Below are 16,917 nucleotides of genomic sequence, written 5' to 3'. Positions count from 1 at the left end.
AATGGTATTTACAGACGCTTCTTTAGTTCCATTCGTGCTCGCGTAATTCTTCTTACGTCAATCACGATCAAATAAGCGACGCCATCATGGCGAAACGTGCATATTCCCGTCAAATTGTTACAGTTTGTATACCGTTGTAATTTTTTTTGCCGCCCGTCCGGTGAGCACCGCTACGGGCAGCAAAACGGCAGAAACGATCGACTCATTACCCTGATCGGTTAGTACCCGGGGCGAAGTCTAAGCCCCTCAGGTTACAGAGTCTTTTCGAAGATCTTCGAATTACGCTGATAGTTGTACAGAGAGGCCCGGGCCGACGGCAGGCGCTCGACGCTGCTGGGCACAAAGCCGCGCTCGCGGAACCAGTGCGCAGTACGGGTCGTGAGGACGAACAGGGTTTTGAGCCCTTGAGCACGAGCCCGGGTCTCGATCCGTTCCAGCAGTTCATCACCACGGCCGCCATGGCGGTATTCCGGGTTCACCGCCAGACAGGCCAGTTCTCCGGCGTCCGAGTCGGCAATCTGATACAGCGCCGCACAAGCGATGATCATGCCTTCACGCTCGACCACACTGAACTGCTCGATTTCGCGTTCCAGTACTTCGCGTGAACGACGCACCAGAATCCCCTGCTCTTCCAACGGGCTGATCAGATCCAGCAATCCGCCGACATCTTCAATAGCCGCTTCGCGCACCACTTCGAATTGCTCCTGAGCCACCAGCGTCCCGCCACCATCACGGGTGAAGAGCTCGGTCAGCAGCGCGCCATCTTCGGCATAACTGACGATGTGACTACGGCCGACACCACCACGGCAGGCTTCGGCCGCGGCATCCAGCAATTCCGCCTGATAGTTGGCGCCCAGACGCTGCAAGTGCGCCGGCACCTGTTGCGGACGCAGCTCGCGGACCAGACGGCCGTTTTCATCGATCAACCCCAGGTCCGCGCCGAACAACAGCAGCTTGTCGGCGCCCAGATCGATGGCGGCGCGGGTGGCGACGTCTTCGCACGCGAGGTTGAAGATCTCCCCGGTCGGTGAGTAGCCCAGTGGAGACAACAACACAATGGAGCGCTCATCCAGCAGACGGTTGATGCCCTTGCGGTCGACCCGACGCACTTCGCCGGTGTGGTGATAGTCGACCCCTTCGAGTACACCGATCGGCCGTGCGGTCACCAGGTTGCCGCTGGCCACCCGCAGACGCGAGCCCTGCATTGGCGAAGACGCCATGTCCATCGACAAGCGCGCCTCGATGGCAATGCGCAGTTGACCCACCGCATCGATCACACACTCCAGGGTCGCCGCATCGGTGATGCGCATCCCGTGGTGGTAATGCGGGGTCAGGCCACGTGCGGCGAGACGGGTTTCAATTTGTGGACGCGAACCGTGAACCAATACCAGCCGCACCCCCAGGCTGTGCAGCAGCACCAGGTCGTGGACGATATTGCCGAAGTTCGGATGCTCGACGCCGTCGCCGGGCAGCATGACGACGAAAGTGCAATCGCGGTGAGCGTTGATGTAAGGGGAAGCGTGACGAAGCCAGTTAACGTATTCGGGCATAACACCTGCGCCTGTAACAAATAGCAGCCGATAAAAAGGACGAAGCAAAACGCACAGCGGGCTGATGGTTATCGTCGGAACAGGCTTGGCGACACGCGCGTTCTCCTCATGAATACGGGTTGGGTGCCCCGGGATTTATCAAGCCGGGGTCAGGCAGTAGTGTTCGATCAGTTGACGTAATAGATGCACGGTAGGCTGCAAACGTGACATTTCAAGGTATTCCCCTGGCTGGTGGGCGCAGGCGATATCACCTGGGCCAAGCACCAATGTCTCGCAGCCAAGACGCTGAAGATAAGGCGCTTCAGTGCCGAACGCTACTGCTTCGGCAAGGTGGCCGGTGAGTCTTTCGGCGACCCGCACCAGTTCCGAGTCGGCCGCCTGCTCGAAAGGCGGCACTTCAGGGAACAGCGGAGCGTAGTCGATCTTCACGTGATGGAGTTCGGCGACTGATTCGAGTTTCTGCCGGATCGCTGCGCGCAACGCATTGGGGTCCATCCCTGGCAAGGGCCGCAGGTCGAATTCCAGCGAGCATTGACCGCAGATCCGGTTCGGGTTGTCGCCACCGTGGATGCAGCCGAAATTCAGTGTCGGTTGCGGCACGCTGAACTGCGGATTGCAAAACTCGCGCTGCCATTGCAGGCGCAAGCCGCGTAACTCGCCCATCGCATCGTGCATGGCCTCCAGGGCACTATGGCCCAAGCGCGGATCGGACGAATGGCCGCTCTGACCGAGAATGTCGATGCGTTCCATCATCACGCCTTTATGTAGACGGATCGGCTTCAGTCCCGTCGGCTCACCAATCACCGCTACCCTGCCCAATGGCCGGCCGGCAGCAGCCAAGGCACGGGCACCCGCCATGGAGCTTTCTTCGTCACAGGTGGCGAGGATCATCAGCGGTTGTTTGAACGGTTTGTCCAGCAGCGGCAACACGGCTTCGATGGCCAGCGCGAAAAAGCCCTTCATGTCGCAACTGCCGAGGCCGACCCAGCGACCGTCGACTTCGGTCAGTTTCAGCGGATCGGTCTGCCACAGCGCGCCGTCGAACGGCACCGTGTCGCTGTGCCCGGCCAGTACCAGCCCACCCGGGCCACTGCCAAAACTGGCGAGCAAGTTGAATTTGCCCGGGCTGACTTGCTGGATATCACACGAAAAGCCCAGGTCACCGAGCCAGGTCGCCAGCAAATCAATGACCGCGCGATTGAATTGATCGAGGCTGGGTTGGGTACAGCTGACGGACGGTGCGGCGATCAGCGCAGCGAACTGGTCTTTCATGGACGGCAAAGGCATCGCTGACTCCCAACTCCCAGATGAGCCTTCATCATAGAGCCATCCTGCGGCAGGAATAAACCGTCGCGGCGCGTAGGTTTAATGAGTGCTGTACACTGCACGACCTTGGCAGCCACACATTCCCCCGGCTGCGCTCCCGATCCTGGATTTTCCGGCCATGCAGAAAGAAACCGAAATCAAACTCCGCGTCAGCCGCGAAACCCTCGCCGCCCTGCGCGAGCACCCATTACTGAAAAAACGCAACAAAAGTGGCTGGGAACGCCGTGAGTTGATGAACCAGTACTTCGACACGCCAGAGCGTGACCTGGCCCATGCCAAGGTCGCCCTGCGCCTGCGCCGCGATGGCGAAGAAGTCATTCAAACGCTCAAGACCCGTGGCCACAGTGTGGCCGGTCTGTCCGAGCGTAACGAATACGACTGGAAACTGCCCAAAGCCAAGCTCGACGTGAAGAAACTCGACGGCGAATGCTGGCCCGAAGAGCTGGCCGAACTGGACAAGAAAACCCTGAAGGCCATTTTCACCACGGATTTCGTCCGTGAACGCGCAGAAATCGCCTGGGGCCGTGGCAAGACCAAAGTAGTCATCGAAGCCGCGCTGGACCTGGGCCAGGTGATTGTCGGCAAGCAGAAAGAAGAGATCTGCGAGCTGGAACTGGAACTGCGCGAAGGCGAACCGGCGGCATTACTGGAACTGGCCGCCGAACTGGCCGCGACCCTGGCACTGATGCCGTGCGATATCAGCAAGGCCGAGCGCGGCTACCGCCTGTTCGACGCCAATAGCTATTCGTTGAGCCTGCCGGCGCCGGAGCTGACCTTCGAACTGCCGCTGGACGATGCTTTCGCCGCGCTGAGCTGGCACTTGCTGGGCAGCAGCCAGCGTCTGGCCGAGCAATATCGCTTCAACGGCCACTGGCGCCTGCTGCAGGATTGGGTCGAAAACCTGGCTGAATTACGCGCGCTGCTCAGCAGCCTGGGTCAAGCCGCTCCGCGTCAGTCGACCCACGACTTGCGTGCGGCGCTGGATGCCTTGCTGGAAGACTGGCGCCCGCTGGTTCAGGCAGGTTGGGACGACGAAGACGTGCGCAAAGCCGCGCCGGAGCAGTTCCTCGAAGAACTGGAAGACCCGCGCTGGGGCCAGTTCTCGCTGAACACCTCACGCTGGTTGCTGGCCCGCACCTGGGCTGCCGATCGCAACACCCGTGGCAACCGCCAGGGTGCTGCCCAACTGGGCAACTGGTTGCCGCGTCTGCTGGGTGAAGAAGCGACTTCCCTGCAGTTGCAGCGTTATCAGCAACAACCGGAAGACCTGGCCGAGCAACTGCCGCGTATCGAGCGCATCCAGGCCTGGCTGCACCATGCCCGCAACGTACTGGACATCCCGGAAATGGATCGCCTGTACGGTGAGCTGAACAAACTCACGCAACTGGCCAACGAGCCGATCACCGACGAAGTGCTGGATGCGCGCAAGCAACAGGCAATTGCGGTGTACCAGAATCGCGCGTGGAAGATGTTGCTGCGTATGTAAGACCGCCATCGCGAGCAAGCTTTGCTCCTACAGTATTTATGGTAAATCACCATTGGGTGGTTGGCACATAACCCGTAGGAGCAAGGCTTGCCCGCGATGAGGCCAGCACTTCCACTACAAAGCTCAGCCCCGCAACACCGGCAAACTCGTCGTGGACTTGATTTCCGACAAGGCCACGATCGAGTTGACCTCCTGAATCCCCGGCACCATTGACAGCTTCTCGAAGAAGAAGCGCTCATAGGCTTCGATGTCTGCCGTGACAATCCGCAACAGGAAATCCACCGCCCCCATCAGCACATAGCACTCCAGCACCTCCGGAAAACCGCGAATTGCCTCGGTGAACTCCGTGAAGTTCGAACGTCCGTGGGCGTTGAGTTTGATCTCGGCGAAGATCTGCGTGTTGAGGCCGATTTTCTTGCGATCGAGCAAGGTCACCTGCCCACGAATAACCCCCTCCTCCTTCATCCGCTGAATGCGCCGCCAGCACGGCGACTGCGATAACCCGACCTGCTCGGCAATCTGCGCACTGGAAAGCGAGGCGTCCTCTTGCAGCAGCGCCAGAATCCGTCGGTCATACGCGTCCAGCTGGCTATGCATAGAAAAACCCGTAAAAATATTATTTGAGAATTGTTTAATTCGATTTAAAACCAATTAAGCCCATCATAGATAAGAAATACCCGGCACCGAATGTAAAAATTTCTCCAATGATTTGGAGACCGACCATGCCCCCGCTCGAAGCCGTCAGCAACCCCCCCTACCCGTGCCGACGTGTGGAACGTCAGCAATGCCCATTGTCGCGTGCACTACCAACTGCTGGCCGAGGCCGAACCGGACGTGTTGTGTCGGGCGCTGAATCTGTTCGCGTTGCAGTTTCTGGTGCCGCAGCAGGTCAATGTGCTGCGCGACGACGACCTGCTGTCGATCGGTATTGTCATGGACGGCTTGAGCTGGCACCGCGCCCAGGTGATCGCGGAAAAATTACGTAACCTGATCAGTGTCTGCTCGGTGGAACTGCAAGCGGCTGATTCGCAACGGGTTCAGCCCGCGCAGGCCGCCGGTTGAAGCGCCCCGGTAAAGGCTCGCAACGATGAATCGGCCGATGGCCGAACGGCCGGCCCTTGTGGGGACTATTCTTGGCATCTGTGGTCAGAGACGCACCTGTCTACACCGCTCGTTGCAGGATCGTTTCCATAAGGAGCCCGGATGTCCGTTCAACTCGCCACTCAGGATCGCTGGCTGGATCTCAATGACCTGCTGCGCGAACTGGTCGCCCAGGGCTTCATCAGCCAGGACTCGGCCGAGCACGCGCTGACCACCCGCCGCAATGCCAGCAACAGCCAGTTGCACCCGCTGGAGTTCCTTGCCAGCCAACACCTCGACGACCTCAGCCGCCCCGGCAAACGCCTGGATCTGGAAAGCCTGACCCTGTGGCTCTCACAACAGGCCGGCCAGCCTTACTTGCGCATCGACCCGCTGAAAATAAACGTCGCGCAAATTACCCCGTTGATGTCCTACGCCTTTGCCCAACGCCACAAGATCCTCGCGGTATCGATCGACCGCGACGCCGTCACTGTCGCTAGCGCGCAGCCTTATGTGCGCAGTTGGGAAGCCGACCTGACCCACGTTCTACAGTTGCCGATCAAACGGGTAGTGGCCAACCCGGCGGACATCCAGCGCTTCAGCGTGGAATTCTTCCGCCTGGCCAAATCGGTTAGCGGCGCGACCCATGCCGACCAGCACATGAACACCCTGGGCAATTTCGAACAGCTTCTCAACCTCGGCGCCAGCGATCAGGAGCCGGACGCTAACGACGCGCACATCGTCAACATCGTCGACTGGTTGTTCCAGTACGCCTTCCAGCAACGCGCCAGTGATATCCACATCGAACCACGACGCGAGCAAGGCACCGTGCGCTTTCGCATCGACGGCGTGTTGCACAACGTCTATCAATTTCCACCGCAGGTGACCATGGCGATCGTCAGTCGCCTGAAGAGCCTGGGGCGGATGAATGTTGCAGAAAAGCGCAAACCCCAGGATGGCCGGGTCAAGACCAAGACTCCAGACGGCGGCGAAGTGGAGTTGCGGCTGTCGACGCTACCCACCGCGTTCGGGGAAAAAATGGTCATGCGGATCTTCGATCCGCAAGTGCTGCTCAAGGACTTCGACCAGCTCGGGTTTTCCGCCGATGATCTGCGCCGCTGGCAGGACATGACCCGCCAACCCAATGGCATCATTCTGGTCACCGGACCGACCGGTTCGGGCAAGACCAGCACGCTCTACACCACGCTGAAAAAACTCGCGACGCCAGAGGTCAACCTCTGCACCATCGAAGACCCGATCGAAATGGTCGAGCCGGCGTTCAATCAGATGCAGGTCCAGCACAACATTGACCTGACCTTTGCCAGCGGCGTACGCGCACTGATGCGACAAGATCCGGACATCATCATGATCGGTGAGATCCGCGACCTCGAAACCGCCGAAATGGCCATTCAAGCGGCGCTCACCGGGCACCTGGTGCTGTCGACCCTGCACACCAACGACGCACCGAGCGCGATCAGCCGCCTGCTGGAACTCGGCGTGCCGCATTACCTGATCAAAGCCACCGTACTGGGAGTCATGGCGCAACGTCTGGTCCGCACGCTGTGCCCGCATTGCAAGGCACCGCTGACACTGGGCGAAGACGACTGGCAAACCTTGACCCGGCCCTGGCAAGCACCGCTGCCTGGCAACGCCCAACGCGCGATTGGCTGCCTGGAATGCCGCGACACCGGTTATCGCGGACGCGCCGGGGTCTACGAAATCATGCAAATGACCGACAGCGTCAAAGCCCTGATCAACCCCGACACCGACCTGCTCGCCGTCCGTCGTCAGGCGTTCAAGGAAGGCATGCGCAGTCTGCGGCTGTCGGGGGCACAAAAAGTGGCGGCGGGGTTGACGACGATTGAAGAGGTGCTGCGGGTGACACCGCAGAGTGAGCAGAAATAGCGGGGGGCATCCTGGTCGAACACGCCGATGAACGCTACGGAACTCGTTTGGGGTATTGGCAATCCAACCCGCCAGAAACCCCACTGGAGTCACCCACAATGCGCTTTAAACTTGCTGCCGCTACGCTTGCCTTGCTGTCTCTGTCTGTCGGTTCAGCAATGGCCCATGACCACGACCATGACGGCATCTTGCAAGAAGTTATTTCCTCAGGCGCGACCACCGCGTCCACCTACCTGACCTCCAGGGATCACAAGCTGGTCGTTGCCGCTCAGGACGACGCCAGCAGTTTCGTGGCCAGTGACGGCAATATCCGTGGTCCGTACCTGGAATCTGCCATGCAGAAAGTCCGTGCGGACAACCCAGGTTTGAAGGCTACCGACATGGAACTGGCCAACGCAATTTTGGCCAAGAACGCTGTAGCCCCGGAATAATTTTGTTGCTGTAAAAATGCGATCCATTGTGGGAGCGAGCCTGCTCGCTCCCACATCTATGGTTACCCCCTTTTCTGCAATACTGTTTTTGATGCGTGTTTGGCTTGCTTTCATCTATCCGGCGTCTGTGTGGGGTGGCAACCCCGCGCCTCGATGAGAATCGATGCCTAACGATCCTAATTATTCGAACGGCCTTTCAGCCGTGTGGGAGCTCAGGGTTGTCGTCAGGCCGGTTAGCCGTTCACGTCATCTGTTATCCAGCATCGCAAAACCAGGTGGGTGGTGCTCGGGTGACAGCAGGGTCAGGCGTTCATCGCGGTTGGCCCTGCATCAAATTCAGTGTGGTGGGCAGCAATCGCCCAGGCGATCCTTGCCAGCTTGTTGGCCAGCGCGCAGACCACATGGTTGGAGTGATGGTGGGCCAATAGCTGCCGGACCCAGTCCGCCAGCCAGCCTTTCTGTCGGTCCAGTTGCATCAGGTAAACACGGGCACATTGGACAAGCAGGCGCCGCTGGTTGCGATCACCTCGCTTGCTGATGCCCAGCAGGACGGTCTTGCCGCCCGTAGAATGCTGTTTGGGTATCAGCCCGATTGAGGCCGAATAGCCTCGGCCGCATTTGAACTGCTTGCCATCGCCCAATTCGGCAGCCAGGACGCTGGAGGTGATCGGGCCTACGCAGGGCATGGTCATCAAACGAGCCGCCAGATCATCTTCGGCGGCCTGGCATTCCACTTCCTTGTCCAGCGTCTTGATCTGCCCATCCAGATAGGTGAAGTGCTCCTGCAACCTCGTCAGAAGTTTTTTGATGGGCACAGGAATTGAACTCGCTTCAAGCCGAGCGGGCAGTTCTTTGATGGGCTTGAAGCCTGTGGCCAGACTGACGCCGACCTCCAAAAGCGCTGCGTGAATCCGATTGACGGTCGCGGTGCGCTCTTTGATGAACGAATCGCGTGTCGAGTTGAGCATGGCCAGCAGCTGCTGAGCCTGGGTTTTGGGGTGTACAAAGCGCATTGTTGGACGAGTCGCCGCCTCGCAGATCGCCTCGGCATCAGCGAAGTCGTTTTTGTTGCTTTTCACGTAAGGGCGTACGAGATGCGGGGCAATGAGCTTGGGCGTATGTCCCAGCTTCGCGACCTCCTGCGCCATGAAGTGGGCTCCGCCGCAGGCTTCCATCACAACGGTGCAGGGTTCGAGATTCATCAGGTGCTGCATGAGCGCCGCACGAGTAAACTTTTTGCGGTAAAGCTCATGACCACGATCATCTTGCGCGTGTAGATGGAAAGAGTGTTTTCCCAGATCGATGGCGGCAATAGCTACTTTGTTCATGGCAACGGTCTCCGATGAGCCCCCTGCGAAAGCTTAGTGGGCGATCACAGGGGGCGGCGGGGGTAGCCATTTCATTATTTGATTTGCGCCTCATCAAAGCAGTGCATTTCAGCGGTATTCATCCACCGGCACGCAGGCGCAGAACAGGTTGCGATCCCCGTAAACGTTGTCCACGCGGTTCACCGTCGGCCAGTATTTATGCAGCCTGGTGTGCGTGTCCGGGGTCACCGCTTGTTCGATGCTGTAGGGCCGATCCCAGACGCCGGTAATGTCCGCCAACGTATGCGGAGAGCGTTTCAGCGGGTTGTCCTCGGCAGACCAATTGCCATTCTGCACCTCGGCAATTTCCGCGCGAATACTCAGCATCGCGCTGATAAAGCGATCCAGTTCCGCCTTGGACTCACTTTCGGTAGGCTCGACCATCAACGTACCCGGCACCGGGAAAGACATGGTCGGTGCATGGAAGCCGTAATCCATCAACCGCTTGGCAACATCTTCTTCGCTGATACCGGTCTGTGCCTTGAGCGGTCGCAAGTCGAGGATACATTCGTGCGCCACCCGCTCGTTGCGCCCGGTATAGAGCACCGGGAACGCACCGGACAACTGTTTCGCCAGGTAATTGGCCGAAAGAATCGCCACTTCACTGGCATCCGCCAACTGCGGCCCCATCATCGCGATGTACATCCAGCTGATCGGCAAAATGCTCGCACTGCCCCAAGGCGCCGCGCTGACCGCGCCATTCTGCGGATGGGGTCCCTCGATCGGCACCACCGGGTGATTGGCAACGAACGGCGCCAAATGCGCCCGCACCCCAATCGGCCCCATCCCCGGCCCGCCGCCGCCATGGGGAATGCAGAAGGTCTTGTGCAGGTTCATGTGCGAGACATCGGCGCCGATATCCGCCGGCCGAGCCAGTCCGACTTGCGCGTTGAGGTTGGCGCCATCCATGTACACCTGACCGCCGTGGCTGTGGATAACTTCACAGATTTCGCTGATGCCCTCTTCGTACACCCCATGGGTCGAAGGGTAAGTGGCCATCAGGCAGGAAAGCTTGTCGCCGGCAGCCGTCGCCTTGGCTTTCAGGTCATCGAGATCGACGTTACCGGCATCGTCGCAGTCGACGATCACCACCCGCATCCCGGCCATCTGTGCCGAGGCCGGGTTGGTGCCGTGGGCAGACGCGGGAATGAGACAGATATCGCGCGCACCTTGCTGACGGCTTTCATGGTATTTGCGGATCGCCAGCAACCCGGCGTATTCACCTTGGGCGCCGGAGTTGGGCTGCATGCAGATCGCATCAAAACCGGTGATCGCGCAGAGCCAGCTTTCCAGTTCGCTGATCATCAGCGAATAACCCACCGCCTGCTCTTTCGGCGCAAACGGGTGCAGGTTGGCGAATGCTGGCCAGGTGATCGGGATCATCTCGCTGCTGGCGTTGAGCTTCATGGTGCAGGAGCCCAGCGCAATCATCGACTGGTTGAGCGCCAGGTCCTTGTTCTCCAGGTGCTTGAGGTAACGCAGCATTTCGGTTTCGCTGTGGTGGGCGTTGAACACCGGATGGCGCAAATACGGCGTGGCCCGCAACAAGCCATCGGGAATCCCGGAGACCAGCGGCTCGCGATCCAGCTCGGCGACATCAAGCCCGTGATCGGCGCCCAGGAACACATCAAACAGCTTGGCCACCGTGCGTTCGTCACAGCTCTCGTCGAGACTCAAACCAACCTGCCCGCGCCCAAGAATCCGCAGATTGATCTGCGCCGCTTTGGCGCTGTCGATGATCGCGGTCTGGCTGCCGCCAACTTCCAGGGTCAAAGTGTCGAAGAAATGCCGGTTGAGCCGGGTGATACCGTTGCGCTCCAGCCCGGCGGCGAGAATGCACGTTAGCCGGTGTACCCGTTGCGCAATCCGTTTGAGCCCCTGCGGGCCGTGGTAGACCGCGTAAAAACTGGCGATATTGGCCAACAAGACCTGGGCCGTGCAGATGTTCGAGTTGGCCTTCTCGCGACGGATGTGTTGCTCGCGGGTTTGCAGGGCCATGCGCAGCGCGACATTGCCGCGAGCATCTTTCGAAACGCCGATGATCCGCCCGGGAATCGCTCGTTTGTATTCATCGCGGCTGGCGAAAAACGCTGCGTGCGGGCCGCCGTAGCCCATCGGTACGCCAAAGCGCTGGGACGAGCCGAATACCACGTCAGCCCCCATTTCACCTGGCGGCGTCAGCAACAACAGGCTCAGCAGATCAGCCGCAACGCAGGCCAGCGCCTGCTGCGCATGCAAGTGATCGATCAGCGGGCGCAGGTCGCGGATTTCGCCATGGGTATCGGGATACTGCAGCAGCGCGCCAAACACCTGATGCCGTTTCAGGTTATCCACAGTGTCGACGATCAGCTCGAAGCCAACGCCTTCAGCGCGGGTCTTCACCACGGAAATGGTTTGTGGATGACAGTTCTCGTCGACGAAGAACAGATTGCTTTTCGACTTCGCGACACGCTTGGCCAGTGCCATGGCTTCAGCCGCCGCCGTGGCTTCGTCGAGCAACGAGGCGTTGGCCAGTTCCAGGCCCGTCAGGTCGATGGTCAACTGCTGGAAATTGAGCAGTGCTTCGAGTCGCCCCTGAGCAATTTCTGGCTGATAGGGGGTGTAGGCGGTGTACCAACCGGGATTTTCCAGCACGTTGCGCAAAATCACCGCGGGCGTCAGGGTGCCGTGGTAACCCATGCCGATCAGGCTGGTCCAGACCTGATTCTGTTCGGCATAGCCGCGCAGCTTGGCCAGCGCGGCTTCTTCATCGAGCGCTGGCGGCAAGTCCAATACGCGATTGAGGCGAATTCCCGGAGGCACTGTCTGCTCGATCAGCTCGACACGGCTGCCAAGCCCGAGGCTGTCGAGCATCGCCTGCTGCTCGGCGGTGTCCGGCCCCAAGTGGCGCCGCAGAAAGGCATTCGGGTCTCGTAACTGGCTCAAGGATGGCAACTGGGACATGACGGGCTCTCTCTTGAATGGCGCTCAACGTCGATGCAACTCGATCACAGCAGCATAGCTCCCCCTGCGCACTCGGCATGGCGTCTTTGCTCAATCAGGCTCATCATGTGCGGCGCATATATCCACCGTCAGCCAATCGGGTGCACTGATCGTCATGAGCCAACTGCCTTTTCTGCCATTTTCCAAACCTACTATCGATGAAGCCACAATTGCCGCTGTCGGCGATGTCTTGCGCTCCGGCTGGATCACCAGCGGGCCGAAGGTGCAGGCATTCGAAGCACAGCTTTCGGAGTTTTTTGGCGGCCGTCCGGTGCGTACCTTCAACTCCGGGACCTGCACCATGGAGATCGCCCTGCGCATCGCCGGGATCGGTGCCGGTGACGAAGTCATCACTACACCGATTTCCTGGGTCGCCACGGCCAACGTGATTCTCGAAGTCGGCGCCACCCCGGTGTTTGCCGACATCGACCCGATCACCCGCAACATCGACCTGGACCAGCTCGAAGCGGCTATTACCCCGCGTACCAAGGCCATTATCCCGGTGTACCTCGCCGGTTTGCCGGTGGACATGAGCCGCCTGTACGCGATCGCCAAGAAACACGGCCTGCGCATTGTCGAAGACGCCGCCCAGGCATTGGGTTCGAGCTGGAATGGTCAGCGCATCGGCGCTACAGGCGACTTCGTGTCGTTCAGCTTCCAGGCGAACAAGAACGTCACCTCCTCGGAAGGTGGCTGCCTGGTATTGAACAACGCTGAAGAAGTGCGCCTGGCCGAGAAGTATCGCCTGCAAGGCGTGACCCGTACCGGCTTCGACGGCCTGGACGTCGACGTGCTGGGTGGCAAGTTCAACATGACCGACGTGGCAGCGGCCATTGGCCTGGGCCAATTCGCCCACATTGAAGCCATCACCGCTCACCGCCGCGAACTGGCCAAGCATTACTTCGCCTGTTTCGGCAGCGATTTCGAAGCCAAATACGGTGCGCAGCTGCCACCGGCAGACTTCACCAACAGCAACTGGCACTTGTTCCAACTGGTATTGCCAGAGCGCAAGGACGGCAAACCGGCCCGCGCAACCTTCATGGAGCAAATGCAGGAGCTGGGCGTCGGCATCGGCTACCACTACCCGCCCATCCACCTGCTGAGCCTTTACCGCGAACGCGGTTTCAAGGAAGGCATGTTCCCGGTGTCCGAACGCGTCGGTCGCCTGATCGTCTCGCTGCCGATGTTCACGGCCATGAGCAAAAGCGATGTCGAGCGTTCAGTGGCGGCGGTGAAGGCTGTATTGCAGGCTTGAGCGTGACGCTTTTGTAGGAGCACGGCTTGCCGGCGATGGCGATCTTGAGAGCGCTATCGCCGGCAAGCCGTGCTCCTACGGGGCGAGCATTACTCGCCGATGGCGTTCTTGTAGCCAGTAGGGTCGAGCAACTTGTCCAGCTCAGAGGTATCAGTCGGCTCGAGTTTGAAGAACCAGCTGTCGTATGGCGCGCTGTTGACCAGTTCCGGGCTGTTGGCCAACTCTTCGTTAACGGCGATGACTGTTCCGGAGACCGGTGAGTAGATATCCGAAGCAGCCTTGACCGACTCGACTACGCCCGCAGCTTCACCGGCAGCGAAGACTTTGCCGATTTCCGGCAACTCGACGAACACCACATCACCCAAAGCTTCCTGAGCATGGTCTGAAATACCGACTTTTACGCCGCCATCTTCATCCAGACGCGCCCACTCGTGACTTTCGGCAAAACGCAGGTCGGTAGGGATATCGCTCATGTTCTGTATCCTCAAGAAGAAATTTCAGCGGTGTTGGCCCGCCAGAAAAAGTTAGATCAGGGTTTTGCCGTGACGCACGAAAGTCGGTTTGACCACCCGAACCGGGTACCACTTGCCACGAATTTCCACTTCTGCCCGGTCGGCGGTCGCCATCGGCACCCGCGCCAGGGCGATCGATTTGCTAAGCGTAGGAGAGAAACTACCACTGGTGATCTCACCTTCGCCAACATCAGCGATGCGAACCACCTGATGAGCGCGTAAAACCCCACGCTCTTCGAGCACCAGACCGACCAGTTTTTGCTTCACCCCGGCTGCCCGTTCAGCCTCAAGCGCGGCCCGGCCAATGAACTGACGAGTGGCCGGTTCCCAGGCAATGCTCCAGGCCATATTGGAAGCCAGCGGTGAGACATCCTGATGAATGTCCTGGCCGTAGAGGTTCATACCAGCCTCAAGGCGCAGCGTGTCGCGGGCGCCAAGGCCAATGGGCGATATGCCCGCTCCGACCAGATCGTTGAAGAATCCCGGCGCCTGATCGGCCGGCAGGGCAATCTCCAGACCGTCTTCGCCGGTGTAACCGGTACGGGCGATGAACCAGTCACCGTCACACTGACCTTCAAACGGTTTGAGCTGCTGGATCAGCGTGCCACGGGACTGGGTCACCAGTTCGGCGATCTTTTGCCGCGCCTGCGGACCTTGAATCGCCAGCATCGCCAACTCGCTGCGCTCGTGCAGTTGCACCTGATAATTGCCGAGCTGGGCCTGCATCCAGGCCATGTCCTGATCACGGGTGGCGGCGTTTACCACCAGGCGGTAAGCGTCTTCCAGGCGATAGACAATCATGTCGTCGACCACCCCGCCCCGCTCATTGAGCATGGTGCTGTACAAGGCACGGCCGACGCTGTGCAGACGTTCGACATCATTGGCCAGCAAATGCTGGAGCCAGGCCTTGGCCTGAGGGCCGCTGACATCGATTACGGTCATATGGGAGACATCGAAAACCCCACAGTCGCGGCGCACCTGATGGTGTTCCTCGACCTGTGAACCGTAATGCAATGGCATATCCCAACCGCCAAAATCGACCATCTTCGCGCCAAGTGCGAGATGAAGGTCATACAGAGGCGTACGCTGTCCCATGGGTTTCTCCTTCCGGGCGTGGCGAAGGTACGGACAGGCGCTGCATGGTTGAAAGCCTTGAAGTAGAAGGCTTTCAGCCTATTTCAGCGACCCGGTCTGAAGGACGATCCGCACCGAATGCCGCGCATTGTAGCCGCAAGGTGTAGGACTGGCACCTAGCCGTTTTGATGTGCCGAACGTCGAATCAACCCGATGACTGGCAACAGGCCTACCAGAATCAGTGTCAGCGCCGGCAATGACGCCCGCGCCCACTCGCCTTCGCTGGTCATTTCGAAGATCCGCACCGCCAGCGTGTCCCAGCCAAACGGGCGCATCAGCAAGGTTGCGGGCATTTCCTTGAGCACATCGACGAACACCAGCAGCGCCGCGCTCAACGTGCCGGGCAGCAACAACGGCAGATACACCTTGAAAAACAGTCGTGGCCCACTGACACCCAAACAGCGTGCAGCTTCCGGCAACGACGGACGGATCCGCGCCAGGCTATTTTCCAACGGGCCGTAGGCCACCGCGATAAAGCGCACCAGATACGCCAGCAACAACGCCGACAGGCTGCCCAGCAGCAACGGTTTGCCTGCACCGCCGAGCCAGCCCGACAGCGGCACCACCAATTCTCGGTCCAGGTAACTGAACGCCAGCATGATCGATACCGCCAGCACCGATCCGGGCAAGGCGTAGCCGATGTTGGCCAGGCTGACCCCGGAGCGAATCGTCCGGGTCGGCGCCAGGCGCCGGGCAAACGCCAGCAGCAGCGCGACGCTGACGGTGATCAGCGCTGCCATGGCGCCCAGGTACAACGTATGGATGATCAGCCCGGCGTAACGCTCATCCAGGTCGAAGCGCCCGCGCTGCCAGAACCACGCCAGCAGTTGCAGCAATGGAATGACAAACGCGCAGGCGAACACCAGCCCGCACCAACCGGTAGCGGCCACAGCCTTGAACCCGCGCAGGTGATAAAGCGCCTTGCCCCGTGGCCTCTCGTTACTCGCCCGGCTGGCGCCACGCGCACGGCGCTCGCCGTACAGCAGCAACATCACCACCAACAGCAACAGGCTGGCCAGTTGTGCAGCGCTCGACAGGCTGAAGAAGCCGTACCAGGTTTTGTAAATGGCTGTGGTGAAGGTGTCGAAGTTGAACACCGACACTGCGCCGAAATCCGCCAGCGTCTCCATCAACGCCAGAGCCACACCGGCACCAATCGCCGGCCGGGCCATCGGCAAGGCCACACGCCAGAATGCTTGCCACGGTGATTGGCCAAGCACGCGTGCAGCCTCCATCAGACCTTTGCCCTGGGCCAGAAACGCCGTGCGCGCCAGCAAATAGACGTAGGGATAGAACACCAACACCAATACCACAATCACCCCACCGGTGGAGCGCACGCGCGGCAACCGCAAGCCACTGCCGAACCACTCGCGAAGCAGGGTTTGCACAGGGCCTGCAAAATCCAGCAATCCAACGAAAACGAACGCCAGCACATAGGCCGGGATCGCAAACGGCAACATCAGCGCCCAATCCAGCCAACGTCGCCCGGGGAATTCGCAGAGACTGGTCAGCCACGCCAGGCTCACGCCCAACAGCGTTACGCCAACCCCGACGCCGAGGATCAGCATCAGGGTGTTGCCCAGCAGGCGCGGCATCTGGGTGTCCCACAGGTGCGACCAGATCTGCATATCGACGGTTTGCCACGACAGCAGCAACACGCTCAGTGGCAGAACCACCAGGGCGGCGACGACGAAAACCAGCGGATACCAACGGCGTTGGGCGGGATGGGCCAAGGAAAGTCTCTAAAAAGTTCGGAGCCGACGCAGTAATGCAGCCAGCCCTATTTTGTGGCGAGGGAGCTTGCTCCCGCGGGTCGGTCCGCGCTCGGGCGAAGCGACCCTAAAATCAGCCACCGCGAATATTCAGATGGAACGCGATTGCCGGATTAC

12 protein-coding genes and 1 pseudogene are annotated in these 16,917 nt (G+C 59.9%); 5 read left to right on the top strand and 8 right to left on the bottom strand.

The window, feature by feature from the left end; all coding sequences use genetic code 11:
* Positions 1-251: 251 nt before the first annotated feature.
* Together argA and argE are read right to left on the bottom strand one after the other, a co-directional pair.
* Positions 252-1,550 (bottom strand): amino-acid N-acetyltransferase, encoded by a 1,299-nt coding sequence (gene argA, locus HK44_RS23830; protein ID WP_019694164.1) that lies wholly within the window; start codon positions 1,548-1,550, stop codon positions 252-254.
* A 138-nt stretch (positions 1,551-1,688) separates the two neighbouring features.
* Positions 1,689-2,837: an acetylornithine deacetylase gene (argE, locus tag HK44_RS23825; RefSeq protein ID WP_019694165.1), complete on the bottom strand. Its 1,149-nt coding sequence runs from the start codon at positions 2,835-2,837 to the stop codon at positions 1,689-1,691.
* A 157-nt stretch (positions 2,838-2,994) separates the two neighbouring features.
* On the opposite strand from argE, the gene HK44_RS23820 reads away from it, so the two are divergent.
* Positions 2,995-4,362: an inorganic triphosphatase gene (locus tag HK44_RS23820; RefSeq protein WP_019694166.1), complete on the top strand. Its 1,368-nt coding sequence runs from the start codon at positions 2,995-2,997 to the stop codon at positions 4,360-4,362.
* A gap of 123 nt (positions 4,363-4,485) precedes the next feature.
* Here HK44_RS23820 and HK44_RS23815 read toward each other — a convergent pair whose 3' ends face one another.
* Positions 4,486-4,959 (bottom strand): Lrp/AsnC family transcriptional regulator, encoded by a 474-nt coding sequence (locus HK44_RS23815; RefSeq protein WP_019694167.1) that lies wholly within the window; start codon positions 4,957-4,959, stop codon positions 4,486-4,488.
* A gap of 125 nt (positions 4,960-5,084) precedes the next feature.
* Between HK44_RS23815 and HK44_RS23810 the strand changes: the two are divergent.
* From HK44_RS23810 to HK44_RS23800, 3 genes and pseudogenes are all read left to right on the top strand, one after another.
* Positions 5,085-5,424 (top strand): annotated as a pseudogene (locus HK44_RS23810) (hypothetical protein).
* Positions 5,425-5,565: 141 nt separating this feature from the next.
* Positions 5,566-7,347, top strand: coding sequence for a GspE/PulE family protein (locus HK44_RS23805; protein WP_019694169.1), 1,782 nt, complete (start codon positions 5,566-5,568; stop codon positions 7,345-7,347).
* A 98-nt stretch (positions 7,348-7,445) separates the two neighbouring features.
* On the top strand, positions 7,446-7,778 hold the full coding sequence (locus HK44_RS23800; protein ID WP_019694170.1) for a DUF2388 domain-containing protein: 333 nt from the start codon (positions 7,446-7,448) through the stop codon (positions 7,776-7,778).
* A gap of 302 nt (positions 7,779-8,080) precedes the next feature.
* Here the strand turns inward: HK44_RS23800 and HK44_RS23795 are convergent, their stop codons facing one another.
* Both HK44_RS23795 and gcvP read right to left on the bottom strand, forming a co-directional pair.
* Positions 8,081-9,106: an IS110 family transposase gene (locus HK44_RS23795; RefSeq protein WP_024264761.1), complete on the bottom strand. Its 1,026-nt coding sequence runs from the start codon at positions 9,104-9,106 to the stop codon at positions 8,081-8,083.
* A 108-nt stretch (positions 9,107-9,214) separates the two neighbouring features.
* Positions 9,215-12,088 carry an aminomethyl-transferring glycine dehydrogenase gene (gene gcvP, locus HK44_RS23790; RefSeq protein ID WP_019694171.1) on the bottom strand — a complete coding sequence of 958 codons (2,874 nt, stop codon included), beginning with the start codon at positions 12,086-12,088 and terminating at the stop codon, positions 9,215-9,217.
* 154 nt (positions 12,089-12,242) lie between these two features.
* Between gcvP and HK44_RS23785 the strand changes: the two genes are divergently transcribed.
* The gene (locus HK44_RS23785; RefSeq protein ID WP_019694172.1) at positions 12,243-13,382 is read left to right on the top strand and encodes a DegT/DnrJ/EryC1/StrS family aminotransferase; all 1,140 of its coding nucleotides are present in this window, start codon (positions 12,243-12,245) and stop codon (positions 13,380-13,382) included.
* 89 nt (positions 13,383-13,471) lie between these two features.
* On the opposite strand, the gene gcvH is transcribed toward HK44_RS23785, so the two are convergent.
* The 3 genes from gcvH to HK44_RS23770 all read right to left on the bottom strand — a co-directional run bounded on the left by gcvH (position 13,472) and on the right by HK44_RS23770 (position 16,761).
* Positions 13,472-13,855: a glycine cleavage system protein GcvH gene (gene gcvH, locus HK44_RS23780; RefSeq protein ID WP_019694173.1), complete on the bottom strand. Its 384-nt coding sequence runs from the start codon at positions 13,853-13,855 to the stop codon at positions 13,472-13,474.
* A 51-nt stretch (positions 13,856-13,906) separates the two neighbouring features.
* A complete protein-coding gene (gcvT, locus tag HK44_RS23775) occupies positions 13,907-14,989 on the bottom strand; it encodes a glycine cleavage system aminomethyltransferase GcvT (protein WP_019694174.1) in 1,083 nt (360 codons plus the stop codon).
* A 155-nt stretch (positions 14,990-15,144) separates the two neighbouring features.
* Positions 15,145-16,761 carry an ABC transporter permease gene (locus HK44_RS23770; RefSeq protein ID WP_019694175.1) on the bottom strand — a complete coding sequence of 539 codons (1,617 nt, stop codon included), beginning with the start codon at positions 16,759-16,761 and terminating at the stop codon, positions 15,145-15,147.
* Between the last annotated feature and the right edge of the window lie 156 nt (positions 16,762-16,917).

Source organism: Pseudomonas fluorescens HK44 (assembly GCF_000217955.3).
In the GTDB taxonomy this organism is placed as follows: Bacteria; Pseudomonadota; Gammaproteobacteria; order Pseudomonadales; family Pseudomonadaceae; genus Aquipseudomonas; species Aquipseudomonas fluorescens_AQ.
Note: the sequence above shows the minus strand (reverse complement) of the source record. Positions and strands in the feature narration are given on the sequence as shown.

Coding starts and splice junctions, on each gene's coding strand:
- gcvT (WP_019694174.1), bottom strand. CDS start 14,989: ATGGGACAGCGTACGCCTCTGTATGACCTTCATCTCGCACTTGGCGCG.
- HK44_RS23815 (WP_019694167.1), bottom strand. CDS start 4,959: ATGCATAGCCAGCTGGACGCGTATGACCGACGGATTCTGGCGCTGCTG.
- HK44_RS23820 (WP_019694166.1), top strand. CDS start 2,995: ATGCAGAAAGAAACCGAAATCAAACTCCGCGTCAGCCGCGAAACCCTC.
- HK44_RS23805 (WP_019694169.1), top strand. CDS start 5,566: ATGTCCGTTCAACTCGCCACTCAGGATCGCTGGCTGGATCTCAATGAC.
- HK44_RS23785 (WP_019694172.1), top strand. CDS start 12,243: ATGAGCCAACTGCCTTTTCTGCCATTTTCCAAACCTACTATCGATGAA.
- gcvP (WP_019694171.1), bottom strand. CDS start 12,088: ATGTCCCAGTTGCCATCCTTGAGCCAGTTACGAGACCCGAATGCCTTT.
- gcvH (WP_019694173.1), bottom strand. CDS start 13,855: ATGAGCGATATCCCTACCGACCTGCGTTTTGCCGAAAGTCACGAGTGG.
- argE (WP_019694165.1), bottom strand. CDS start 2,837: ATGCCTTTGCCGTCCATGAAAGACCAGTTCGCTGCGCTGATCGCCGCA.
- HK44_RS23795 (WP_024264761.1), bottom strand. CDS start 9,106: ATGAACAAAGTAGCTATTGCCGCCATCGATCTGGGAAAACACTCTTTC.
- argA (WP_019694164.1), bottom strand. CDS start 1,550: ATGCCCGAATACGTTAACTGGCTTCGTCACGCTTCCCCTTACATCAAC.
- HK44_RS23800 (WP_019694170.1), top strand. CDS start 7,446: ATGCGCTTTAAACTTGCTGCCGCTACGCTTGCCTTGCTGTCTCTGTCT.